This window comes from Trichocoleus sp. DQ-A3 (assembly GCF_039961975.1).
Classification (GTDB): domain Bacteria; phylum Cyanobacteriota; class Cyanobacteriia; order Cyanobacteriales; family FACHB-T130; genus FACHB-T130.
In genome coordinates, this window is sequence record NZ_JAMPKC010000030.1 from 20,736 (window position 1) to 46,838 (window position 26,103).

Sequence of the window (26,103 nt, forward strand, 5' to 3'; positions counted from 1 at the left end):
TTTACCAATTACCGCTATGTGCAACTTTTTCTCAGCCTCTAATTTATCAGGGGTTGGGGCGATCGAAATGTCAAGCAAATTTTGTCAGCTCCCCCAATCCCCCCATGAGATGGAGGGAGAAATACAGAAAGTTGCACACCGCGCCAATTATCAATTACTCATTACCGATTCCCTAAGACCCAACACTTTATTCTCTCTCCTGCAAGGCAGCAAGTGTGGCAAAAGAAGGTAATAGTGCGGCGACTCCTTCAGTGGAGAGTTCCGTCAAGGCTCCGAGGGCTACATTAAACAACCGTGACGGCTTCAGGTCATCTTTCACTAGATTCCATAGACGTCGCACTTCTTCGGTATGAAGTCGGTCATCTTCTGTCAAAGCGATTAGCACTTGGCGTCGCAGAAATTGTCCTTCTTCAGAGAGGAGAAACTGTAATCCTAGTTGAGCCGTAGGCAATAGATCGAAGTTATCATCTGAGCGAGCGATCGCAATCATGTTCTCTAACCGCTGCCATTGGAATTTGCCGTCTTTGAACAAGACTTCAATTAAACGTCGCCGCATTTCTGGAGATTCGCCAGTCAGCAAACGCCGCGCTACGTAGGGATAGGCAACTTCGACAATTTTGAAATTGGGATTTAAGCTGAGAGCCAATCCCTCTTGTGTCACCAAGGAACGAATAATTAAGGCAAATTTCGCCGGAATTCGGAACGGATAGTCGTACATCAGTTCCGAGAACTTGTCTGTAATTGTCTTAAAGTTAAAGTCTTGTACACTTTCGCCGATGACATCTCCCAGTACGCTTTCTAGCGCTGGAATGATCGGAACAATATCCGTTTCTGGCGTCAAAAAGCCTAGCTTAACAAAGTCTTTGGCTAACTCAATATAGTCTTTGTTAATTAGGTGAACGACGGCACTGACGAGGGTTTCTTTGGTATCCTCCTCCATCTGATCCATCATGCCAAAGTCTATATAAGCCATACGACCATCTGGCAGGGCAAACAGGTTACCTGGATGGGGATCAGCATGGAAAAAGCCGTATTCCAATAGCTGTCGTAGACCAGCGGTGACGCCAATCTCGATCAAAGTATCAGTTTCCAAATCGGCTGCTTTAATGCGCTCGGTATCGTTCAGTTTGAAGCCGTCAATCCACTCTAGAGTCAGGACGCGAGTGTTGGTGTAGCGCCAGTAGATGGCTGGGACTTTAACGCTGGGGTCATCGCGGAAATTAGTGGCAAACTTTTCGGCGTTTCGTCCTTCGTTGAGGTAGTCAATTTCTTCAAATAACTTGTAACCGAATTCATCGACGATCAGAGTCAGGTTATGCCCTAAATTTAGGGGAAGCCAAGGACTCAACCAAGCCGCCATCCATCGCATCAAGTAAAGGTCGAGGGTGATGGTTGGTAGCAAGTTGGGGCGTTGCACCTTGACGGCGACTTCTTCGCCGGTGTGGAGACGCGCTCGATAAACTTGACCCAGACTGGCGGCAGCAAGTGGTTCTGGGGATATTTCTCTATATATCTCTTCTACTGAGCGTTCTAGCTCGGTTTCAATGATATTGAATGCGATCGCATTATCAAATGGCGGCAGTTGGTCTTGTAATTTGATGAGTTCTTCTAAAAAGTCTTTCCGCACTAAGTCGGGTCTTGTGGAGAGAGCTTGACCGACTTTAATAAAGGTTGGACCCAGGCGAGTGAGGATTTCCCGCAGTTGAGTGGCGCGTTTCTCTCGATTCTTCCAGTCCTGGTTCAGCCAATCGTCCCACTTTAAGCCAAGAACAAACCCTGCAAATAACCAGATAATTTTGATGGCTCGCCAGAGAACTCGCCAGGGACGATAGCGGAAGTACTGGGCGATCGCTTCGGGATCGTAGCGCCGAGACTGGATGAGGGAGTACCGATTCACGCTTGTGCTTGCCTCTTTTAACCTAACTTAATTCGCCATTAGCGGCTTCTGGGAGTATTCAAGCCACTATTTAACCTAATCAATCGAATAACATTAATTTCCAGGGATTTCGACCGCATTCTTTCGTAACTTTACTCATTGATTTTTACCAGGTTTTTAACGTTTTATTAACTATAGTATACAAAACTACAGACACTTGCGGGGATCGCCCATCTGCTTTAAGAGAGCAAACAGTTCCCTCACTTGCTATTTTTTCTCTGTCAAGGTTCCATGACAAAATTGCTAAAGTCTCCTACCAGCAAAACCAGCAGTGACTAATTATTCTTAAGGAAGAAATTAAAATAATCTTAAGTATATTTTAAATTACGAATAAATAGTGTAGCAGAGCCGTGAATCTCCCTCTGAAGAGGTAAGCACCGTAGGGGAGAGACATCGAAAATCTTTAGTGTCTACCCAGCAGCTCGAAAATGCTGTTTCGAGTCTAGACGCTGGGCAAGGTAGTCAAAGCGCAGCGCCAGTCCGATAGAGAGTTTTATCAGTATCAATTTGGTTTAGGTCAGCATGACGAGTGCTATGGCTTTGCTTTGCCATGAGCGTTTACTTCGCCCGTAGCTGGGATTAAGAACCTATATTGCCGTTATTTTGCGGGGTCATTCATGTTGTTTTCAAAAAATTCAAAGAAAAAAATACTCAAGTTGTTGGGTTTGAGCCTTGTAGTTACAGCTTTGATTGTTAGTCCTTCCCTATCAGGAAATAATTTCCACTTATTTAACGCACCGGCGTTAGAAGTCAGTGTCAACGCTCAGCCTCCGGCTGGAACTGATGCGGCACAGCAGAATCCTGCTTCCGCTGAAGGCGAAGAAAAGGGAAAAAGTGACAAGGCTGAGAGTGCTTCGTCTGAAGGAGAAAAAAAAGGAAAGATTGATATTTTCAAAATTGTCATGGGTGTGCTGGCGGGTCTGGTGCTGTTTTTATATGGTGTGACCCGGCTTGCTGAGGGACTCGAAGCGATCGCAGGCGATCGCGCAAAAAATCTCATCGACAAGTTCACCAGCAATCGCTTTGCCGCAGTGGCAACTGGCACGGTGGCAACAACCATATTAGATTCATCGTCGGTCACGATCATCATGACGATCGCGATGGTGAGTGCTGGGTTGTTGACGTTCGTCCAGTCTCTCGGCGTGGTTCTGGGTTCCAACATCGGGACGACCATCGGCGCTGAACTGATCGCTTTTAAGATTAACGAATATGCACCGATAGCCCTGTTCCTTGGCCTCTTGTTGCATTTTTTGGGCAAGACAGACCGCTGGAAGAACATCGGTTTAATTTTGTTGGGGGTAGGCTTGCTGTTCTTCGGTCTAGACACGATTGACGAGGCGATGAAACCGTTCCGGGACTACCAACCCTTTATTGATTGGATGAAAACCTTAGGGGAAAATCCGCTGCTGGGTGCCTTAGTTGGGGCGCTGTTTACCGTTTTGATTCAATCCTCTTCCGCCACAGTAGCCATTGTCATTACGCTGGCAGCTTCTGGCTTGATCTCATTGCCCGCAGGCATCGCCTTGATGCTGGGTGCGGAAGTAGGCACCTGTGCTGACACGCTGGTAGCAACGATTGGGCGATCGCGCGAAGCTGTGCGGACGGGTGTCTTTCATGTGATTTTCAATGTGATAACCGCAGTCGTGGGGATCTTATTTGCGGCTCAATTAGCAAGCCTTGCCCAGTGGATTTCTGGGGGGGCTGATGTTGCCCGCCAAATTGCCAATGCTCAGGTGATATTCAACGTATTGGGCGTAGTGTTGGTTATCGGGTTTCTACCGTTAATCGCCCGTGGATTGGAAATGCTAATTCCCGGCGGTAAATCGAACCGGCAACTCGCAGGGGAGCCTCAAAGGGAACAAACTAAAGTGTAGAGAGGCAATACTTATCGGTTCTCTCCCCCAACTCCACTGTGACAGGGAAAGGAGATCCTTGTTTTCCGGTTAGGGGAGATTGGGGGAGAGGTCGGGTTGATGCGATCGCAATTGCTTAGGTACCTGAGGTGCTGGACTTCGCTTCTAGGTTTTCCAAGCGGCTTTTGAGTTCCTGGTTTTGCTTCTTGATCAGGTCGAGTTCGTCTCGCAGTTGCTTGATCGCTTGATCCGATCCAACATTTTTTTGCACCCGCTCAACCGCTTCCTCAGCGATGCGACGGACTCGTCCATCGGGGGTTTGGTCGGCAAGACTTCGCAAAATCCCAATCGCTTTGGGAGTCTCCATTTGCCCTAGTGCGATCGCGACTGATACTTGGGTTAAGAAAAATGTCTCTTTGGAGAGTGCGGCAAGTTGTTCGAGAATTCGTTCCAAGTTGACATTATTCTGACCCGTTGAAATGGTTCCCAAAGCGCGAATCGCTGCTAGACGCAACGCTTGCGGGACGCCTTGGGCAGTGTATTCCAGAATCAGATCCAGCGCTTGGGGTGAAGTTTTCAGTTGAGACAAACCAGCGATCGCGCCAGTTCTGACAACCTCATTCCAACCCGCCTTTTCTTTGAGTACTGTTTGCAGCAGCTTCAGCACTTTCTCTTCTTTGGGCTTTTCGTCCAGATTTGCCGCCCCAATTCCGCCAATCGCATTAACCGCTGCGGACTCCACATAGTAGCTAGGGTCACCGTCTTCTACTAATGGTTTCAGTGCTTTGTAGCTGTCATGGGTTTTGATCGTTCCCAATGCTTGCACCACTGCACGACGCACTAAGGCTTCTTTATCTTTTAGACCCGCAACTAGACCGTCAAACGCTTGATCGAGTTTAACTTCTGCCAACTGTTTAGCAACTTCCGCCCGAACGCCCCAGAAAGAATCGTTCTTGAGGGCAAAAGAAAGCGCTTTTACGACCTCCAATCCGCCTTTTTTCGCCAACGCCTCAGCCGCGTAGATGCGAGAGACGGGATCGGGATCGGATTGCAGTTGGGCTTTGAGTTCCTGAACTGGATACTCTAAGGACACCGTTTTTAGGAAATTATTCCCGATGTCAAAGCTAATAAAATCTGGTTTCTCTTCAAGGGGGAAGTAAAAGCTTTGTTCCCGTTCGTGAACCCTGACTGCGAAAGTCTTGAAATTGACGGTGGAGGATTGTTCAGACGAGGAATCTCGCGTCTCTACATTATTCTCGCTGGGGGAATTTCCTGGGACATAGCCAAAGGCGATGGGAATTTTTAGGTCAAATAAATCGCTACGGCTGCCATTTGTATCGCTGGTGGCTTGAGTTTGAGTAACGGTAACTTTAGCCAACTTGCTATCAGTATCCCAGGAATAAGCAACTTTGAAATCTGGATGACCGCCGCGATAAACGTACTGATCAAATAAAAATAGGAGGTTGCGACCCGTCGCTTTTTCAATTGCCCGTAGCAGGTCAACAGTTTCAACTGTTTTATGGGCGTTGTCCTGAACAAAGGTGTGGATGGCTTTAAAAAATAGCTCGTCTCCCAACTCCGCCCGAATCATGTGATAGACACAAGCACCTTTTTCATAGAGGTGGCGGTCATACAGTTCAATCGCCTCGCGGTAGACGTGAGTGACAATCGGGCGACGGTAACGGCTGCTGTCTTCTACAAGGTAGCTACGAGCTTCATTGAGCAGGTAATAGGCTGCGTCTTGCGAACCGTACTCTTGTTGCGTCCATAGCACTTCTGAGTAAGAAGCCATCCCTTCTTTAATCCAAGCATGAGACCAGTGCTTGATGACGACTAAATCTCCAAACCACTGGTGGGCGAGTTCGTGAGCGACTAAGCTTTCTGTGGTGCGATTATCTAAAGATGCCCGTTTATCCAGCAAGCAGCGGTCGGTTAGCAGCGTGGTGGAGGTGTTCTCCATTCCACCGAAGATGAAGTCATCGACGCACACTTGGGCGTATTTGGGATAGGGGTAGGGATAACCAAATTTTTCACTGAAAAATTCAATCATTTCCGGCGTTTTGCCCATACTACGGCGGGCATCTTCTTCTCTGCCCTTCTCCACATAGTAGGTGACAGGCTTGTCGTTCCATTCATCTTGAATTTCGGCAAAGTCACCCACTGCGAGCGTCATCAGGTAGGTGGGATGAACTTGCTCTTGCAACCAGTGATAAGTTTTGTAGTGGTTATCTTCCTCGGTTTTGATGAGCAATCCGTTGGAGATGGCGACTAGGAGTTTGGGAACTTTGACCCGAATTTCTGAAGTGGCTAACTGTCCGGGATAGTCAAAGCAGGGGAACCAGAAGCGGGAATCCTCATCTTCTCCCTGCGTCCAAACTTGAACGGGTTTATCGGGATAGTGTTTGTTGGGGGAAATAAAGTAGATACCGCGCTGGGGTTTCTCCACCGAGTAGGCGATCGCTATCTCGATCGTTTTTCCCACCTGAGTGGGTGTCTGCATCTGGATGTGCAGTTGTTCGCCATCATAGTCAAAGCTTTGCGGTATTTCGTCAACCTGCACTGACTGAATATTTAGGTTGACGGCATCTAAGGTTAAACGGTCAATCCCACTCCGCACCGGCAGTAAGGTAATGGCGCAAGTACCTCCGACGGTTTGATTAGGAATATCCAGGGCTAAATCCAGGAAAATATGCTCGACTTGTCCGGGTCGATCTGGGTTGTAGTGGGGACGGGCACCGGGCAGTTCAAAGGATTTGTGACCGTTATTTTCTGAATCGAAATAAGTCTGCAACTTCATGGTGAGATTGACCTGTAAGACTCCGAAGTATAGCCGAGAATCAGGGCTAAGGAGGTTATTTCTTTAGGTTAACGCCTTCAGACTGCGTGGACTTCTCTTCTAAGCACGGCGACGCGCGGGGTATCCAAATTTGTAGCGAACACCCAGATGCTTTGTTACTTCAGCCGCGATGATTTTCAAGCTTCACTTAGCGTTGTGTCTACTTGCGCTCTCAAAAAAGTGCTGGCTTGAAGGGCGTGTTTATGCCCATTGGTGTCAACTTGAGAAAAAGCAGAGCGAGAAAGGGTGGGATCGCAGATTCTATCCAAGCGCAAATGCTATATCTCTGCTCTTTTAATCAATCTTTAAATGGTATTTATACTTAGCTTTACCCAGCCTAATGCTCAAGCTTAATCTCGGCACCGTACATTTACTTAAGTACATTTACTGATGAATTTCATATCAACCAAGCTTGAGCCGATTGGTGAGGAAAGCAATATGTGGCGCGTTTTTAAGCTAGCTTTATTAACAACAGCAGCTTTGGCAGTTTTTCCAGTGGGTGAAGCAGCAGCAGCAACTTTGACGGGTGCCCCTCCAATTGTGATTGGACATCGGGGCGCTAGCGGCTACCGTCCCGAACATACGTTAGCAGCCTATGAGCTGGCAATTGAGATGGGCGCTGATTTTATCGAACCTGACTTAGTTTCGACAAAAGACGGCGTTCTAATTGCTCGCCATGAAAATGAAATTTCTGGAACGACAGACGTTGCAAATCGCCCAGAATTTGCTAACCGCAAGACAACCAAAACAATTGATGGAAAACCAGTCACCGGCTGGTTTACCGAAGATTTTACCTTGGCTGAAATCAAGACTCTCCGGGCGAAAGAGCGTATCCCTGAATTGCGCCCCGGATCGGTCAAATTTGATGGTTTGTATGAAATTCCGACTTTGCAAGAAGTTATCGACCTAGCCAAGAAAAAGAGTGCCGAAAAAGGTCGCACGATTGGTATTTATCCGGAAACGAAGCATCCCACCTACTTTGATTCCATCGGATTATCGTTAGAGGAACCTTTGGTAAAAATCCTCAGCGAGAACGGTTACACCGATGCGGATGATGCGGTTTTCATTCAATCCTTTGAAGTTGCAAACCTGAAATTTCTCAAAACACTGACGAATTTGCCGCTAGTTCAGTTGTTTGATGCAAGTACCGCCAAGCCGTATGATTTTGTTGTCAGCGGTGATTCTCGCACCTATGGCGATCTCATAACTTCTTCAGGATTGAATGCGATCGCGCAATATGCAAGCGGAATTGGCCCTTGGAAACGCCTGATTATTCCAGCTGAGACGGTCGATAAAAATGGCGATGGTCAACCTGACGATCTCAATGGAGATGGGGTCATTAGCGATGCTGACAAGCCATTGTTAGAACCCACATCCCTAATTAGTGACGCCCATGCGGCGGGTTTGCTGGTTCATGCCTACACTTTCCGCAGTGAAGACTTCTTCCTCGCTCCAGACTACAACGGCAACCCAGAGCTGGAGTACGAACAATTCTTTAAATTAGGGATTGATGGCGTCTTTAGCGACTTTCCAGATACCGCTGTTGCAGTTCGCAACCGGATTGCTGGCGATCCCAGCAAAGACGTTCCCGAACCCACAACCTTACTGGCGTTTGGTATTCTCCCAATCGCAGAAATTTTGCGCCGTCGCCAAAATAAATTCAAAAAGGCTTGATTGAGTAGCCGCCTTACACTCGCGCTACTCAGATAACTTTCCTCTATTAGCTTTCCTCTGTAGATGCTGGGCTAAACATCGCCGAACGCATTTATCCGAACACATCTATCCGAACGCACCGATAAAGTCCGCTTCAGCGGGCTTTTTTTATGGCTATTGAGTAATTAAACGGTAAGCCCTAGTCACAAGGATCGCGAGATACCTTTGAGTTTCACCAGCACCATTTAGCGATCGCGCAATTACTCAAGACGCAAGCCATTATCGGACAATTTACTGGATAATCTTAACGGGAATGTGTACCGAGAGCGATCTGCGTTTTCTTTCCCCTGCGCCACTGGACACTCCCTATCAGTCTGGGCTAAGACTGTAAGCTGCACTCAATCAACATCTTCCTTCAGCTATGCGCCCTCAACTCGGAATCTTCGCGCTTATCGCCTTCCTAGCTACCATTTCAGCGCCTTTGAACGCGCCTTCCATAACACAGGTGTTGGCGCAAACTTCAGAATCCCGCAAAGCAGAAGCTGAACGCCTTTTAGAACAAGGTATTCAGCAGATTGATAACCGTCAACTTGACAAAGCCTTACAGTCGATACAACAGGCATTGACGATTTATCGAGAACTCAAAGATCGTCAGGGAGAGGGAACCGCTCTAGCAAACCTGGCAAGTATTTACTATTGGGTGCAACAGTACTCTCAATCAATTGATTTCCAACAGCAAAGTTTAGCGATCGCGCGAGAAATTGCCGATCGTCCCTTAGAAGCGAAGAATCTTAGACAATTGGGAAGTTCGTACTCGGCGCTGGGACAACATCCCCAAGCAATCGAGTATCTGCAACAAAGTTTAACTCTTGCACGGGAAATTAAAAATAATAAAAGTGAAGCAGCCGCTCTTGGTATGCTGGCTCTTGCTTATCAACGAATAGGAGACTATCAGAAAGCGATTGATTCTTGGCAACAAGCACTCCCTATTTTTCAGCAACTCAAAGAACGTAGGGCTGAAGGAGCTGCTCTCACATCTATTGGAAGTTACTATCAGTTGCTGGACAAGTACCCTGAAGCTCGAAAGTTCTTCCAACAAGGTTTAGTTATTGCCCAAGAACTGAAAGATCGCTCTAGCCAACAGGTAATTCTTGCACTTCTGGGTCATGTTCATGAATCCCTCGCTGAATACTCCCAATCTATTGATAAATATCAACAAAGTTTAGTTATGGCGCGGGAAATGGGGGAATCGGCAATTGAAGTAGAAATTTTGAATAATTTGGGCGGGATTTATGCCAATCTATCAAGATATCAGGAAGCAATTGAATATTATCAGCAAAGCTTAACCATTGCCAAAAAAATTAACGCTCGTCAATCAGAAGCGGGTATTCTGTCTAATTTAGGCACTGTATATAAAAATTTGAACGATTCTCCCCAAGCAATTCGCTATTATCAGCAGAGCTTAGCAATTACCGATGAACCCAATAATCAACAAAGTGCCTTAGAAGTTCGAGAAGAACGGAAATTATATGCCCAAACAATCCTAAACTTAGGAAACATTTATCAAGAAAGTGGCACAACAGATAAAGCAAAAGAATTTTATCAGCAGAGCTTGAAAATCGCCCAAGAAATCAACGATCGGGATTTGCAAGCAGATATCTTAAATTTTTGGGGAATTCTCTCCTATCAAAATCTGGGAGACTACCGGCAAGCCAGTGAATATTATCAACAAAGCTTAGCCTTAGCCAAACAAAATAATAATAAACGCGGGGAAGCAAAAGCGATAGGCAATTTGGGACTCGTTTATAATTCTATGGGCGAGTACGATAAAGCGATTAATTACTTTCAGCAGGATCTTGCAATTTCTCGCGAAATTAAAAATAAACGAGGGGAAGCCATCGCCTTAAACAATTTAGGGCTAACTTTTATGCGTGCGGGTAAGCTATCGGAAGCCGAAACATATTTAAAAAATGGAATCGAAGTATTAGAATCTGTCCGAACCGGATTAGGTAGAAATGATGCTAATAAGGTATCACTTTTTGAAGATCAAGTCAGCACTTATCGCAATTTGCAACAAGTTTTACTTGCTCAAAATAAAATAGAAGCTGCATTGGAAATTGCTGAACGGGGGAGAGCAAGAGCCTTTGTTGAGCTATTAGCTTCGCGGTTATCTGAAGCATCCGTTCAAGCTACGCTTACCTCACCGAATATCAACAAAATCAAAGAGATTGCCAAGCTTCAGAACGCTACCTTGGTTGAATATTCTATTGTCTACGAAGACATAGATGCCATAGGAAAAAGATCGCAATCCCAAACATCTGAAATTTATATTTGGGTAGTTAAACCAACCGGCGAAATTGCCTTTCGTAAAGTCAACCTTAAGTCTTTGCGACAGCAAAAAAAGAGTTCTTTGGAAGAGCTTGTTGTCAGCAGCCGCGAATCGATTGGTGTTAGAGGTCGTGGTTTAGGTGTAGAGGCTAAAGTTCCTGGAAGTCCAGCAAAACAAGGCTTTAAGGAACTTCACCAACTACTTATTAAACCTATTGCCGACCTACTCCCAAAAGACCCAAATGCTCGTGTTATCTTTATTCCACAAAGCGAACTGTTTCTAGTTCCTTTCCCAGCATTGCAAGATGCTTCTGGCAAATACTTAATCGAACAACATACTATCCTCACGGCACCTTCAATTCAGGTACTGGATTTAACGAATCAGCAACAACAGCTTGTAGGAACGCGAAGTTCTACTTCTGTACAAAATCAAGATGTGCTGATAGTTGGGAATCCCACAATGCCAAGTGTTCCTGAAAAAATTGGCGATCCGCCGACTCAGTTACCAAGCTTACCGGGTGCAGAACGAGAAGCTTTAGCGATCGCGCCTCTGTTTAAGACTAAAGCTTTCACCGGCTCTGAGGCAACGAAAGCAGCGATTCTGCAACAAATACCCACAGCACGAATCATTCATCTTGCGACTCATGGTTTACTAGATGATATTCGAGGATTGGGAAGTGCGATCGCGTTGGCTCCATCTGGCAATGATAACGGCTTACTCACCGCTGAAGAAATTCTAGACTTGAGATTCAATGCCGAATTAGTAGTCCTGAGTGCTTGCGACACAGGTAGAGGCAGAATCACTGGCGATGGAGTGATCGGTTTATCTCGCAGCTTAATGAGTGCGGGTGTACCCAGTGTAATTGTGTCCCTCTGGCAAGTGCCAGACGCTCCTACAGCCTCATTGATGACAGAATTTTATCAAAATCTTCAAAAAACGCCCGATAAAGCCGCCGCTCTGCGAAGCGCTATGCTAAGCACTATGAAGCAACATCCAAATCCTAAAGACTGGGGGGCATTCACTTTAATTGGAGAAGCAGAATAATTAAAAATTGAAGAATTTCCAGACGTTGCACATTGGACGGATGATAGTGTCGCGCAAAGACGCTAAGAAAAACTTTGCATCTTTGCGCGAAACGAAAAAGAAAATCTTTCTTAATGTTGAATTTTTAATTCTGCTTCACCTTGGCAATTACCGTGCGGTGACGATGAGTATTGCGGCTGATTGTCGGCGTAGTGAAACCGGAATCTACTAGCGCTTGTTCAATATTTAACGCAAAATACTCATCTAAATAAGGCTCGGTACTCTTGAGCAATGTCAAGATGTAGGGCGGCATTTTGGTATAAATCTCAGATTGAGGATTCATATCCATAATTGCCAAATAGCCACCGGGACGCAGTACGCGCCGCACTTCTCGGAAAATCTGCATAGTTGCTGACTGAGGCAACTCGTGGCACATCAAAAAGATAGAAACCAAATCGAACGAGGCATCTGGCAAACCTGTAGATTCAGCAGCAGCATGAACCCAGGAAATCGATTTTTGGTGCTGTTGGGATTGGTACTGGGCAACTGCTAGAAAATAAGGCGACAGATCCAAACCCGTCAGCTTTGCTTGGGGATAAACATCTTGGAGGGCAAACGTACTCATTCCCACACTGCACCCCAAATCTAAAATATCTTGTGGTTGAGTAGCGATTTCGTTTTTGAGAATATCAAGATAACTCTGGCGCAGTCGGGCATCTCCTTGCGCCCCCGCATCAGGCCAAATTCCGGCGTGAACGGCATAAGCCGCAACTTCTACTTCCCAAGCGGCTTCCCAGCTTAAGTTACCACTTTCGTAAGCATGGAACGAGCGCAGGTAATATTCTGGATAAGTCAGTTGGGGGTTTTGTACTTGAGCCAGATGACTTTCCCAGTCGTATTGTGAAAACGTCTGTACTTGCTTTCTCCAAGGCACTCCAATCTTCTCGGCGCGTTTGATCATCATTGAACGCGCTTGCTGCTTGGCTAGATTGGCTAATGGCTTAATCGCTAGCAATCCGTTTACCAAGCGTGAAGATAATCCGAGTTCAGTATTTACTGTGGCAGTCATAAAGTAATAAGTAATGGGTAATGGGTAATAGGTAATGGGTAATAGTAAGTAACAAATGACCTTATGACCAATTACCAATCCTGAATAAAGATGTCTCAGTAGGATGAGCTTTTATCCCACCAAAACTTGAAGGGTGGGCAATGCCCACCCTTCAAGAATATTACCAATTACTCATTCCCCGCGACTTCCTATTTGCCCGTTTTAGGCTTGAGTGCAAGTAACACCTCAACTTGACCCGTTGATGCGTCTGGTTGAGTCACGGTCAAACCAATACCATGCATGGAATTCAGAATTGCAGTGGTTTCAGGCGTGATGGAACTCTTTTGGGCTGGAGGTAGCTGGCGATTCACCAAAGACATGGTTTTGTCCATGTCGAGGTAAAAATAGCCTGCGTTTGGCTTCTGCAAAGACCCCGTGACCGTTTTAAAAGATGTGCTATTGTCCAAAGGCTGGCTGGGCTTGTTTGCCATGACATCGGCGATGGGGCCACCAATCGCCACATACATCGTGTTTTCATCTATCCAACCATGCCCTAAGAAAGCGCCTTGTTGCGGGATTTGCCATTCTGTGACGGTTTTACCCTGAATTTTTCTAGGCGCTACGGCGATTGAATTTCCCTTAGCGATCGCATCCAGTTTGTTGAAGGTGGCTTCAGCTGTTTTGCGATCGCTGGTTTGAAATACTAAAGCTCCACCAAATCCAACGGGTGCTAAAATTCCCTTGGTCGATGGAATCGCCGCGAGAGCAAATTCTCCATCCATCCATCCGAAGATATCTTTATCTAGGTCAAGATTGACGAGTCTGAGTTGCTGTCTTGCCATGTCAAACCCCTGCTGGGCTTGGGGATCGGCTTTGGATTGTTCGACAACCGTTGCCCAAGTTTGGCTGATTCCATTTCCAGCGATGAGGGCAATTGTCTCAGCCGGAAGTTGAGACGCGACTTTGCCAGGAGAAGCCTTGTACTGAACTTTCATTACCGAGGGATCTACCTTTGCGATCGCCTTCATCCTCACACCAGCATTATCAATCCCAACACCCATCACCACCGACTGCACAGCCTTTAACTGCTTTAGGGTTTCTGGAGGAAGCGGGGGCGTATTCGGATTATTTGCCAGTGCTTGCTGCACCGTCCCCGCATAATCGGGGATATAGAATTGAGCGATGGAGTTTTGTACGTCTACACCCTTAGTCAGAAGGCTGGCTGCACCTGCTTTGCTAGCAAATGAAGGTTGTCCTTTAAAGGTATCAATGGCGAGTTGCACTGCTTCTTTTTCATCGGACATCACTAAATGACTGTCTAACAAAGCCGTGTAGGTTTTGCCACTTTTATCTGTGGTTTCCTCTATTTTGATGCCTTTGTAATCTATTTGTTTGGTTCCAGCTTTCTTGGCTTTCAGCTTATTTGCAAAACTTAAAGCACTTACTTTGTCTTTGACGCCAACCACCATCAACATCCGGACTTCCGGTGACGATTTTGGGGGTGTCGCTTGTGCCGGTTTTACAGTCGGTGATGGCAGAACAGCAAACATCACGCTACCCAGCCAAGGCTTAACATCTTTTTCATAATTGATGTTGGATTCAGTCAACATCTCTTTGTTGAAATCCTTCAGCCCTTTATCAACCAATTTTTGGGCTTCCGGAGTCCCAAACTGTTGCAATTGCGCCCAGTTTTTCGGATCGGTGGAGACAAAACCCGCCATTAATGCTTCATCCGGCACCACTTTGGCACTTGCAAGAGGGCTGGTCGCATCGCTAAAAGAACCCTTCAAGTAAAGATAAGTACCGATGCCTCCGGCTACTACAACGGCAGTGCCAACAATAATAGGAACTATACGATTTGGTCTTCTTTCAGACATTTAAATTTTTCCTTAGATTATTACTGCTTGTGATTGTTATCGATACATCCACAAATGGCATTGTGGATTTTGCGGATTTAGCGGGAATCGCTGTAAGGAAAATTCGTAATTTTGCTTAGTCACGATTCCTACTAAAAGGATTGTTATTGGAATACTTCAACCTGATTTGGATAAACTCCGCAAACCAGAAATATGAAGTTTAAATACAAAAATCGCCTGCTAGTACGAGGGGAGAGGTTTCGCGTCAGATAAGGCTAAGCGATCGCGCTTTAAAATTCTTTCAACAATAAATTGCCCAGGAAAATCAAGATTCTCTCCTCTTTCACTTAGTAGGGGCGTGTTTATGCCCCTACTAAATGTCGCAATACCTCGATATTTTCTTTGACTGTATGAAACTACCTTGGCTCTCGAAAAGCGGAGAGGGAGCTGGGGGCGAGGTTCCGGTTGTGTTGAAATCCATTGAGAGCCGTTCTATATCTGGTGATGGCAGTTAGACTAAAAGCGGAAACGATAGAGTTTTAAGTAGGGATGGATGCCGTGGAAGTGACACAGGCAGTCAAGCAGCGGGTACAGGAACTGCGACAGTTGTTGGACAAAGCCAGTTATGCCTACTATGTCCAGGATGCTCCCATCATGGAGGATGCCATCTATGATCGGCTGTATCGGGAACTGCAAGACTTAGAAGCCCAGTATCCAGAACTGGTAACACCGGACAGCATCACTCAGCGCGTGGGTGAGAAACCGGCAACTCAGTTTTTCTCGGTGCGGCACAATATCCCTCTCTATAGTTTGGAAAATGCCTTTAATATTCAGGAATTTGCCAAATGGCAGGAACGCTGGCGGCGACAAGTTCCCGAACTCAATACTTTTGAATATGTCGCGGAGTTGAAAATTGACGGTTCTGCGATCGCTCTCACCTATGAAAATGGCATCTTGGTGAGAGGGACGACGCGGGGGGATGGCATCGCGGGGGAAGATATTACTCAGAATGTGCGGACAATTCGCGCGATTCCCTTGCGATTGAATTTAGAAAGCCCTCCCACTCACGTAGAAGTTCGCGGCGAGGCGTTTTTAGGCTTAGATGTGTTTAAGCAAATTAATCAGGAACGGCAGCAAGCTGGCGATCAGTTATTTGCCAATCCTCGCAATGCAGCGGCGGGAACCTTGCGGCAATTAGACTCTCGGATTGTGGCAAAGCGGCGGCTAGATTTCTTTGCCTATACGTTGCAAATTCCTGGGAAGCATGATGCCGAGGTTGCCCGAACTCAGTGGGAATCGTTGGAATTGCTGCAACAAATGGGATTTAAGGTGAATCCCAATCGCAAGCTTTGCCAGTCTTTAGAAGATGTTCGGGATTATTATGACGAGTGGAATACGGGGCGATTAAATCTACCCTATATGACCGATGGGGTCGTCGTGAAGCTCAATTCGATTCCGCTTCAGGAACAGTTGGGATTTACGCAAAAGTTTCCCCGTTGGGCAGTGGCGCTGAAATACGCGGCGGAAGAGGCACCAACGCGAGTGGAAAATATTTCTATCAATGTGGGGCGAACGGGGGCGCTGACGCCGTTGGCAGAGTTGCAGCCAGTGCAATTAGCTGGGACAACCGTACAAAGAGCCACATTGCACAATATTGATTATGTGCGATCGCTCGATATTCGGATTGGCGATACGGTGATTATCCACAAAGCCGGGGAAATCATTCCCGAAGTGGTGCGCGTGTTGCCAGAACTCCGCCCAGAGGGAACTCAAGCCTTCCAAATGCCCACCTGTTGCCCGGTGTGCAATCAGCCGGTGGTAAAGCCCGTTGATGAGGCGGTGACGCGCTGCGTGAATGCTTCTTGCCCCGCTATCCTCAAAGGGGCGCTGGTTCACTGGGCAAGCCGTAATGCACTGGATATCAACGGCATGGGCGAAAAATTAATGCACCAGCTAGTAGATAAAGGCGTAGTGAATTCGGTTGCAGATTTATACGATTTAACCGCTGATAGGTTGGGAACTTTGGAACGGATGGGGAAGAAGTTAGCCCAAAAGTTGGTGGATGCGATCGCGCACTCAAAAACTCAGCCTTGGTCGCGAGTATTATACGGTTTGGGGATTCGTCACGTCGGCAGTGTCAATGCCCAAACTTTAACTCAAAAATTTACCACCGTTGAGCAACTAGCTTGGGCATTCCCATCGGATATTAAAGCAGTGTACGGCATTGGCCCAGAAATTGCCCACGCTGTTTATGATTGGTTCCAAGTCCCGGCGAATCAAACGTTAATTGATAGACTCAAGGCAGCCGGTTTGCAACTCACCGCCCAGGTAGAAACCCCATCCGCAGAAAGTAGAAGTGTTCCCTCGCCCCTACAAGGCAAAACCTTTGTAATTACTGGCACGCTGCCTACTCTGAAGCGCGACGAGGCGAAAGCGTTGATTGAAAAAGCCGGTGGTAAAGTTACGGGTTCCATCAGCGCCAAAACCGACTACTTACTGGTGGGGGAAGATGCCGGTTCCAAGTTAGAAAAGGCTGAAGCGTTGGGAATCACCCAACTGAGTGAAGCCGAACTGCTGGAAATAGTCGAAGATTAGATGTCAACAGCAAACACACTAAGGAAAGATTGTAGGAGCGTGCGGCACAAAACGTATCGCTCCTTTTCCCTTTTCATCAGAATATACCAATGCCACTTCACTCTAGTTCCGGTAGATGGCGATTAGGGCTAGCCTTATCGCTTGTGACTGTATTTTTGTGGGGAATTCTGCCCATTGCCCTGACGGTGACTCTACAGGTACTCGACGTTTACACCGTTACTTGGTTTCGCTTTTTGGTATCGTTTGGGCTGCTAGCCGTTTATTTAGCCGCACGACGGCAACTACCACCTGTCGAAAAACTGCGTTCAACGCCACTTGGATTGTTAGCGATCGCTATCTTATTTTTAGCAGCTAATTACATTCTTTTCCTACAAGGTTTACACCAAACTTCACCCGCTAACGCCCAAGTTCTCATTCAACTCGCTCCGGTTTTAATGGGTTTAGGGGGATTGGTTGTTTTCAAAGAACGTTATACATTGCGTCAATGGATAGGTTTAAGTGTACTCACGGTTGGCTTTGCACTATTCTTTCACGAACAATTAACTAATTTAATTACAGCACAAGGTAAATATTTAATCGGCTGCGGATTAATCTTTTTTGCAGCAGTAACCTGGGCAATTTATGCTTTAGCACAAAAGCAGCTTCTACAAAGATTACCGTCTTCAAATATCATGCTGCTAATCTATGGCGGCTGTGCTGTTTTATTTAGCCCTTTTGCGGCACCTCAACCCATTCTGACACTGAATCCTTTACATTTAGGAATGCTGCTTTTCTGTGCTTTGAATACCATCATCGCTTACGGTGCTTTTGCCGAATCTTTAGAACACTGGGAAGCATCGCGGGTGAGTGCAGTATTAGCGACAACGCCCATTGTCACCTTAATCTCTGTGTCAGCAGTGTCAATCTTTCTACCAACCCTCATTGCACCGGAACGCTTGACTGTTTTAGGAGTGGTAGGGGCGATTTTTGTAATATCTGGTTCGATAGCGATCGCTTTAGGAAAAGCTCGATAACTTTTTCTTGCATATAACTAGGGATTAAAAATACATTAATCCCCAGTTTTATTAGTGCAGGCAAATCCTACAGCAGTTTTTAAACAAAAACAAAGTCTTCAGAAATGATGACATCAGAGGTATTTTTTACAAGGCCAATCTGTTCCCCCATATAAAAGATACCAAGCCCATACATGAAGCTTCCCGAGTCGCTATTAAACTCAAGGCTATAGTCACTCGCACTGCCGTAAACTTGGATTTTATCACCTTGATTCCAGCCAAAATCCGTGATTGTCGCGTAGCTTTGAGCATCTTGGTAGTTTTGAACATCATGGTAGAAGGCACCTGAGGTATTGCCGAGTACGAAGATATCTGCACCAGCTCCGCCTTCGAGCGTGTCACACTCAATATAGTTATCGCTGCTAAAGCCATTGAGGATATCGTTGCCCGCACCACCGTAGAGGTGGTCATCATCAGCTTCACCATAGAGCGAGTCATTCCCATCGCCGCCATACAGATGGTCTTGTCCACTGTAGCCAAACAGTGTGTCATCACCAGATTCACCATAGAGGCTGTCATCGCCATCCCAGCCGTCCACGTAGTCATTACCTGCTCCCGCACGAACAGTATCGTCCCCTTCTCCGGCATATATAGAGTTGTTCTTGCTGTTACCTGTAATCGTGTTATTGAGGCTGTTTCCTGTGCCGTTAATAGCATTGCTACCTGTCAAGGTTAGATTTTCCAGGTTAGCGCCCAGAGTGAAGCTGACAGAAGATTTAACAGTATCGGTTCCTTCACCAAAGTTCTCAGTGACGGTATCGCTAGTGCTGTCAACAATGTAGGTATCGTTGCCTGTGCCACCTTTAAGGATGTCGTTACCTATACCACCATCAAGGGTGTCATTGCCTGCTTCACCGACGAGGCTGTCACTACCCGTCCCACCATACAGTTTGTCGTTACCAGCCTTGCCATACAGTTTGTCATTGCCGGATGTACTATTGGCACTACCACCTTGCGCCCAGCCATAGATAGTATCATCTCCCGAAGTTCCATTTTTTGTGTCAGAGCCTGTGGAACCATAGATAGTTGCCATTTTAGTTTCTCCTAATTTTCCTAATTGATGGTTATGGTTGGTATTTGAACTGAGGGTTAAGCTTCCTTGCCCTCCTTCTGTCTGTAACTCAAGTCAAAAAGCCAGGGTTTTATGCAAAATTGCAAATATTAATTTGTGTAACAAAATATATAATTGCTGGCTGTTTTGGCTGAGTAACAATCGGAAGCTTCTGATTAAAAGTGCGACGCCCTTGGTTCATCAGACACAACCCGATCGTCAAATTGGTGCTTCACCTGGTTAAAAGGAGAGACTTTCAACAATGGTGAACGTTCTATTAACGAGTTGCGATTCTAGTGGTACTTTCAAGACTATGGATGAGCGACTTGAGAAGCTAGTAACAGAAGCGCAACGGCACGCCCCTCAGTCTGAGGAGCGACAGTTGGCTTTAACTCAGTTGGTTGATGAAATGCTGCGATCGCGCAAAATTTGCCGTTCGCTTGCAAGTAAACCCCTATTTGGCATTTATCAGGAAATTTACCAGCAAGTCCGACAGCAGCTATTGCACGACGTAAGCGGACAACTCAACCAATACAATTCAAAACAGACAACCGTGAGGGAATGGGCGAATACCTTGCGGGCTCTAGCGTTTAGAACAATCTTGGTTGATGCTCAACTTAAACAGTTAGCGATGGTTGCTCAAGGGTACCCGCCCGCTACAGAGTTACGACAGTATGCTTTAGGGGAACTCGTTGAAGCAATTCGGCTATCGGGTAAGCTTTGCCGTCCACATCGCGCCAGCTTTTCGGCTCAGTTTTATAACCTGATTTATGATGAAGCCGTTAATAAAACATTAACTTATGTCTGTCGGCACATTAACAATTACGACCCAGAGAGAGGAGACAAAAAATTTATGAACTGGGTTAACTTTCGGCTAGATAGGGTATTTATAGAATGTTGCCGTGAATTTAGAGAGCCGAATACTAAGGAACTACCTTCACTGAACGAATTGGAGTATATAGTACAGTCAGACGAACCAGATTCTTTGTTTGAAAAAGTGCGTGAATGTCTAGAAGAAGATCGGGAAAAAGTTTTTAAACAGACACATATTAGAAATAGACCGGATGCTAATTTCTCAGCAATAGCTTTAGCAAGACTTTCAGGTAAAAGCTGGGAAGAAATTTCAGCAGAATTTAAAATCCCGCTGCCAACGCTGAGTTCCTTTTTTCAGCGTTGTTGTGAAAAATTTCGCCCTAAGTTCAAGCAATACGCCTAGAACCAATTGTTTTTCTTAACGAGGTGCGATACTAATGAGCGTAAATCAATTGATTATGAATTCCGAAATAGATGCTTGGACTTTTACGGTTCCGCTAGCTTTGTCAGCTCATGCACGAGCAGAACAATTTCGACGCTATCAATCCAAACCCGATAAAGCCAAACAGGTTTATCTCAATACCTTGGCAGTGTATGCCGTGAATGTTTACCTAGAATGCCGGGGCTTTGAAACGGATTTAGAACAGAGTGCAAGTTCAGATCCGGTGATGCAGATGCTAATGGATGTTGCTGATTTAGTAGTAAAAAATCGCGGCAAGTTAGAGTGCAGACCCGTGTTTTCAGATGCAGGATTTGTCCGCATTCCGGCAGAAGTTAGAGACGAACGGATTGGTTATGTTGCGGTGCATCTTTCCGAATCGTTGAGGGAAGCAACACTACTGGGATTTGTGGAAGTGGCTGCTTCCAAGATACCTTTGAGCCAGTTGCGATCGCTATCCGAATTACCCGGATACTTGAATGAAATCAAACCCTTAGTAAACCTGAGCCACTGGTTTGAAAATCTCTTTGAAGCCGGTTGGCAAGCTGTGGAAGCGCTTTTAAACCCGCAACCAACAGAACTAGCTTTTAGCTTTAGAAATGCTCTTGAAGTTAGGCGGTGTAAGCTGATTGAATTGGGAACGCCGGCTCAAGCTGTAGTTGCGATTGTCTCGCTTACAGAACAATCCGAGCAGGAAATAAATATTAGCGTAGAGGTGCAGCCCCCAAAAGGTCAAATGTATCTGCCTTCAAATTTGCAACTGATGGTAATGGATGAGGATGGAGAAGCAGTCATCGACGCCCGTGCCAGAAGCGACAATAAGAGTATTCAATTAGAATTTGCTGGGGAGCCGGGAGACCATTTTGGAGTTAAGGTGGCTGTGGGTGATGTCAGCGTAACAGAGAATTTTGTCATCTGAGGGTAACAAGGAGAAATTCAGTCTTGACCCTTGGCTAAGGACTAATGACTAATGAGCAAGTTAATTGTCCTCAAACTAGATGGCGATTTCAACTCCGGCTTTCGGGTAACGCTGGAGATTGGAACAGAAAGCGATCGCCCAGAAACGGAAATTACTGGTAAGTTACCCAGCGCCCCCGAACTTGCCGTACAGTATAGCGGCTGGCAATCAACCTATCGTAGTTTGGGGAAGGCTACCCGCATTATTAAAGCCAAAACAGTCAGGATTGATGGTTCCCTCAAAAAAGAGAAGGAAGAGTGCCGCAACCAAGCTTTAGAGTTCCGCGATCGCTTGAATACTTGGCTCAAAGCCGAATCATTTTCCTCAATCCGCGAGAAGTGGCTAGAAAAAGTCAGTACCTCTGACGAAGTGCGGGTGCTAATTCGTGCCGAAAACCAGCAGATATGGCAGATTCCCTGGCATCAGTGGGATTTGTTGGAACGCTACAGCTTTGCTGAAATTGGACTCAGTACCCTACAGTACGAACGACCCCCAAAAATTCAAACGCCCAGCCATAAAGACCAATTTAGAATCCTAGCGATTTTAGGTAATAGTGAAGGCATTCAAGTTGAGGAAGATCGAAAACAGCTAGAGAATTTACCTGGTGCAGCAACAACCTTTCTGGTGGAACCGCAACGCCAAGAGTTAAACGATCGGCTTTGGGAACAATCCTGGGATATTCTATTTTTCGCAGGTCACAGTCAGACTGAGGGTGAAAAAGGACGGATTTATCTCAACCAGACGGATAGCTTAACCCTTGACGAACTCCGATATGGCTTAAAAAAAGCGGTTGCAAACGGGTTGCAATTGGCTATTTTCAATTCCTGCGATGGTTTGGGATTAGCGCGGGAGCTAGAATCACTGCACATCCCGAAACTAATTGTCATGCGAGAACCAGTGCCAGACCTGGTGGCACAAGCATTTTTGAAGTATTTTCTTGACAGCTTTGCCAGTGGCAGACCTCTCTACCAGGCGGTGCGGGAAGCGCGACAGCGACTGCAAGGTTTCGAGAATGACTATCCCTGTGCCAGTTGGTTGCCAGTAATCTGCCAAAATCCGGCAGCTATGCCTCTGTTTTGGCCAGAGTTGCCCGAACCTGCACAAGAAGTTAGTCGTCCAACCTTCCCTCTGTGGCGCGGTTTGCGAACCGTCTTCGCAACGAGTTTGGTTGTCACTGGTTTGGTGATGGGGATGCGATCGCTCGGAGTAATGCAAAGATGGGAGTTAGAGAGCTATGACCAGCTACTACGCCAACGTCCTTCCGAACCGGCAGATTCTCGGATTCTGCTTGTGGGAGCGGATGAAGCAGATATTCGTCAATACCAGTATCCGTTACCCGACGCTATCCTAGCTCAGCTCATTGAAAAACTAGATCGTTATCAACCGATAGCAATTGGTCTTGATATCTTTCGCGACCAACCCGTACCGCCGGGTCACGAGTCACTAGCTACACAGCTACAGCAAAATCAACGTCTCGTTACCGTCTGCACGCTTGGCACCAGCCAAGAAGATGCCGTCGCACCCCCACCCACAAGTCCAGCAGAACAAGTTGGCTTTAATGACTTAGAAAATGACCCCCAAGACAACACCGTTCGTCGCTATCTCCAATCCCGAACCCCAAACCCAATATCTTCTTTTTCACCCTGCGACACACCCTATTCCTTCAGTCTGCAACTTGCCTACCGATATCTGGAAGCTAAGGGGATTTCAGCAACAACGACTCCAGATAAAAATTGGCAATTTGGTAGCGTTGTCTTTAAACGTTTAGAACCTCGTAGCGGCGGGTATCAAAACTTGGATGCGCGAGGAAATCAAGTGTTGATTAATTACCGCGCCACTCCCCGAATTGCCCAGCGAGTAACAGTTAAGGATGTATTAACTGGGAAGTTAGAATCAGAGTGGGTGAGGAACCGGGTGGTTCTGATCGGTGTTACTGCTGCCAGTATTCAAGACTATCACGACACTCCTTATGGCAGAATGCGAGGGCTGGAAGTTCATGCCCATCTGGTGAGTCAAATTTTAAGCGCAGTTCTGGATAAACGCCCTCTAATCTGGTGGTTGCCTCAATGGGGCGATGTTCTCTGGGTCTGGGTTTGGTCGCTGACAGGTGGAATAGTTGTTTGGATGGTGCGATCGCGAAGCGAGAGCAAAGCGCGATCGCCACTACTCCTGGTTCTGGCGATTTGCATCTCTGTCACTGTCTTGTATGGACTGTGCTGGGTTTTCTTACTACAAGGTGGTTGGTTGTCTTTTGTCCCGGCGGCATTAGCTTTGATGCTCACAGGCGGCGCTGCGAGCCTCCTACCAAGGAGCTTTTCTAACACCTGCCCTTTAATTCCAACCCAGCACCAGAAGGCACTCCTAAATACTCATCGTTCCATTGTGGAGTAAAGCGATGAACAACCTTGCGAAAATGAAACTTGCGTTTATTACTGTTTTAGCGATCGCTAGCTTTACCAGCAATCTTGCACTGTTATGGACACAATACAGTTCGCAAGCGATCGCTGGCTTGATAGAAGCACCAAATACTGGCACACCTGATAATAGGAGAGCGACACCAGGAGGAAGCCGTGGTGGAGCCTGCAAACACAAGCAGACCGAGCAACACCTTACTGCCTTGATACCTGAAAAAAGCACTCAGAGTTTAACAACTTCCGAGCATCCAGTTTTTTGGTTTTATATTCCTGATACTCCCAAAGACGTACATTCCATCGAGTTTTCACTACATGACCGTAACGATACAACTACTCTCTACCGAACTACCCTCCAAACCACTAAAACACCAGGAATAATTGGTATCGCATTACCACCCGGCCCAAAATCCTCTCTAAAACTTAATGAAAGCTACTATTGGCGGTTTATTGTTCGTTGTGTTCAAGAAACACCTGAAAGTGACCCGGCGACCGATCCAGTAGTCGAGGGTTGGGTGACACGAGTTCAGCAAAGCCCTAATCTTGAAAACCAAGTAATTTGGCACGATGAGCTAACCAATTTAGCTCATCGCTATCTGTCTGAGCCACAAAATACTGAAGTGAGAAATGCGTGGGCAAAACTTTTGAAATCTGTAAGCTTGGAAGGACTTGCTCAAGCACCTCTGGTTAGTTCGGTCAGTAATTTTAAAAATCACTGAATTTACCTTACTCAATCCAGCGATATCAATCCACTACTAGTCAGTTCAACGAGGCGTTCTTGGACCCAGCGTTCAAAGAGTTCATTGAGCAGTTGCTGGCGCATAGCTTCGTCCAAAACAGCCGGAATAAGTTGTTCGAGGCGCACGATCGCTATGCATTCCCCTAAGCGAGTGGGAGGCCAAAGTTGACCAGTTTGGCTGATATAGAGCATCTGAGCCAGCTTAGAGGAGATTTTGCCTAGCTCGATAGGGCCAACCAATCCACCGATTTGCGCCTCCGACCCTTGAGAGAATTCTCGGGCTAGTTCACTAAAAGACTGCTCCCCTTCCTGAATGCGGAAATAGAGTTCCTTGGCGACACCCACATCTTTCGTCCGAATTAAAGAATAAATGACCTTGTCTAGCAACGACTTGCGACTGAGGAAGTAAGATTCCAGTTTATTGGCCCAGGTGGCTCGTTTAAATTTCTCAATCCTCAGCCCTCGTGTGGCTAAGGCTTCTAGTTGCTCCAAGGTCATTTCATAAAGCTCTAGCCATTCCTGACGTTCTGATTCGGAAGTGAGCTGATATTTTTCATAGAACTGCTGGCAAGCACTGGCTTTCTCTTCGGGCGCGCAGTTGATCGAGGCAATAGCCTAATCGGTAATGACCTCACGCAAAAATTGCGGCAGCATCTGGTAGTTCGCCAGTAAAGTAACGACTTTTTCTGTAGTAATGTTTTGGTTCCAAATTTGTAAAACTTTGGTCATATTTTATAAACTCAATGTATTCATAGTGCTTCACTCGATCGCAGAGAAATGGAAGGGCAATGGGCAAAGGTTTCAAGACTGTTATTACTCAATCAAAGTCCATTATCGTGGTTTGCATGAAGCCTCCCTTAAAAATTCAATTTTTTGAAAAGGGAGGCTATCCTGGTTAAGCTTGCCACTATCAATCTAACTGAGTGAATGTGTACACTCACTCAGCCTATCAGAGAACTATTCGCTCCCTTAAGCTGTGACTTCGTAGGTCAGTTCATAATATGCCCCATCTAAATTGAAGGGCTTTGTCTGGTCGCCTAACCCAATATCTTGATTGGTGACCTGAATACTGCCCAGAAAATCGTCATCGTCAAACCATCCAGCGTCCGCGTCAAAAAGCTTGATGGTAGCCTGACCGCTGAAATCAAATGCCAAAAAATCGTTTGGGTCAGCAGTCTTCTCGTTAAATAAAGAAGCGTCTTTTTGGTCGTTCAAAGTTCCCTGCCAGACTGTCTGACCATTAACACGCAAGTAAGGTTCGTCAGATCCAGTCCAGTCCTCAGTCTCTTGGCAATATAGAGTTTTGAGTGTCAAGGTAGCCATGATGTTTCTTCTCCAAAAATAGAATGCAATTATCAGCTTATTGTTTGAACTGAGGGTTAGGCTTCCTTGCCCTCCCTCTGCCTATTACTCAACTCAAAAAGCCAGGGTTTTATGCAAAATTTAAAAAATATATTTTTGTGACAAAACGCATCACTGCTTGCTGTTGAGGCTGAGTAAAAATCAGAGAT

The 26,103-nt window shown here is 46.2% G+C and carries 16 protein-coding genes; 9 read left to right on the forward strand and 7 right to left on the reverse strand.

Features of this window, described 5'->3' with window-relative positions:
* Nucleotides 1-187: 187 nt before the first annotated feature.
* Nucleotides 188-1,897, reverse strand: a complete 1,710-nt coding sequence (locus NDI44_RS25095; protein ID WP_190413903.1) for an AarF/UbiB family protein — start codon at nt 1,895-1,897, stop codon at nt 188-190.
* Between the two features lie 656 nt (nt 1,898-2,553).
* On the opposite strand from NDI44_RS25095, the gene NDI44_RS25100 reads away from it, so the two are divergent.
* On the forward strand, nt 2,554-3,810 hold the full coding sequence (locus NDI44_RS25100) for a Na/Pi symporter (RefSeq protein WP_190413905.1): 1,257 nt from the start codon (nt 2,554-2,556) through the stop codon (nt 3,808-3,810).
* A 115-nt stretch (nt 3,811-3,925) separates the two neighbouring features.
* Here the strand turns inward: NDI44_RS25100 and NDI44_RS25105 are convergent, their stop codons facing one another.
* A complete protein-coding gene (locus NDI44_RS25105) occupies nt 3,926-6,586 on the reverse strand; it encodes a M1 family metallopeptidase (RefSeq protein ID WP_190413907.1) in 2,661 nt (886 codons plus the stop codon).
* A 477-nt stretch (nt 6,587-7,063) separates the two neighbouring features.
* Between NDI44_RS25105 and NDI44_RS25110 the strand changes: the two genes are divergently transcribed.
* Both NDI44_RS25110 and NDI44_RS25115 read left to right on the forward strand, forming a co-directional pair.
* A complete protein-coding gene (locus tag NDI44_RS25110) occupies nt 7,064-8,299 on the forward strand; it encodes a glycerophosphodiester phosphodiesterase (protein ID WP_190413940.1) in 1,236 nt (411 codons plus the stop codon).
* Nucleotides 8,300-8,783: 484 nt separating this feature from the next.
* Complete coding sequence (locus tag NDI44_RS25115; RefSeq protein ID WP_348235331.1) at nt 8,784-11,651, forward strand: tetratricopeptide repeat protein; 2,868 nt, start codon at nt 8,784-8,786, stop codon at nt 11,649-11,651.
* A 124-nt stretch (nt 11,652-11,775) separates the two neighbouring features.
* On the opposite strand, the gene NDI44_RS25120 is transcribed toward NDI44_RS25115, so the two are convergent.
* Together NDI44_RS25120 and NDI44_RS25125 are read right to left on the reverse strand one after the other, a co-directional pair.
* On the reverse strand, nt 11,776-12,699 hold the full coding sequence (locus NDI44_RS25120; RefSeq protein WP_190413911.1) for a class I SAM-dependent methyltransferase: 924 nt from the start codon (nt 12,697-12,699) through the stop codon (nt 11,776-11,778).
* A gap of 188 nt (nt 12,700-12,887) precedes the next feature.
* Complete coding sequence (locus tag NDI44_RS25125) at nt 12,888-14,555, reverse strand: DUF3352 domain-containing protein (RefSeq protein ID WP_190413913.1); 1,668 nt, start codon at nt 14,553-14,555, stop codon at nt 12,888-12,890.
* 528 nt (nt 14,556-15,083) lie between these two features.
* Between NDI44_RS25125 and ligA the strand changes: the two genes are divergently transcribed.
* Nucleotides 15,084-17,129: an NAD-dependent DNA ligase LigA gene (gene ligA, locus NDI44_RS25130; RefSeq protein WP_190413915.1), complete on the forward strand. Its 2,046-nt coding sequence runs from the start codon at nt 15,084-15,086 to the stop codon at nt 17,127-17,129.
* 89 nt (nt 17,130-17,218) lie between these two features.
* Nucleotides 17,219-18,142, forward strand: coding sequence for a DMT family transporter (locus tag NDI44_RS25135; RefSeq protein ID WP_190413917.1), 924 nt, complete (start codon nt 17,219-17,221; stop codon nt 18,140-18,142).
* Nucleotides 18,143-18,221: 79 nt separating this feature from the next.
* Here the strand turns inward: NDI44_RS25135 and NDI44_RS25140 are convergent, their stop codons facing one another.
* Nucleotides 18,222-19,214, reverse strand: coding sequence for a calcium-binding protein (locus NDI44_RS25140; protein WP_190413919.1), 993 nt, complete (start codon nt 19,212-19,214; stop codon nt 18,222-18,224).
* Nucleotides 19,215-19,494: 280 nt separating this feature from the next.
* On the opposite strand from NDI44_RS25140, the gene NDI44_RS25145 reads away from it, so the two are divergent.
* Genes NDI44_RS25145 through NDI44_RS25160 form a run of 4 tightly spaced genes read left to right on the forward strand, consistent with a single transcriptional unit; the run spans nt 19,495 to nt 24,572 of the window.
* Nucleotides 19,495-20,448: a hypothetical protein gene (locus NDI44_RS25145; protein ID WP_348235330.1), complete on the forward strand. Its 954-nt coding sequence runs from the start codon at nt 19,495-19,497 to the stop codon at nt 20,446-20,448.
* Between the two features lie 34 nt (nt 20,449-20,482).
* Entirely contained in the window at nt 20,483-21,403 is a 921-nt protein-coding gene (locus NDI44_RS25150) for a DUF1822 family protein (RefSeq protein ID WP_190413924.1), read from the forward strand.
* A gap of 51 nt (nt 21,404-21,454) precedes the next feature.
* Entirely contained in the window at nt 21,455-23,833 is a 2,379-nt protein-coding gene (locus NDI44_RS25155; RefSeq protein WP_190413926.1) for a CHASE2 domain-containing protein, read from the forward strand.
* A gap of 4 nt (nt 23,834-23,837) precedes the next feature.
* Nucleotides 23,838-24,572 carry a DUF928 domain-containing protein gene (locus tag NDI44_RS25160; RefSeq protein ID WP_190413927.1) on the forward strand — a complete coding sequence of 245 codons (735 nt, stop codon included), beginning with the start codon at nt 23,838-23,840 and terminating at the stop codon, nt 24,570-24,572.
* Between the two features lie 11 nt (nt 24,573-24,583).
* On the opposite strand, the gene NDI44_RS25165 is transcribed toward NDI44_RS25160, so the two are convergent.
* On the reverse strand, nt 24,584-25,090 hold the full coding sequence (locus NDI44_RS25165; protein WP_242037111.1) for a peptidylprolyl isomerase: 507 nt from the start codon (nt 25,088-25,090) through the stop codon (nt 24,584-24,586).
* A gap of 471 nt (nt 25,091-25,561) precedes the next feature.
* Complete coding sequence (locus NDI44_RS25170; RefSeq protein ID WP_190413929.1) at nt 25,562-25,915, reverse strand: hypothetical protein; 354 nt, start codon at nt 25,913-25,915, stop codon at nt 25,562-25,564.
* Nucleotides 25,916-26,103 lie beyond the last annotated feature (188 nt).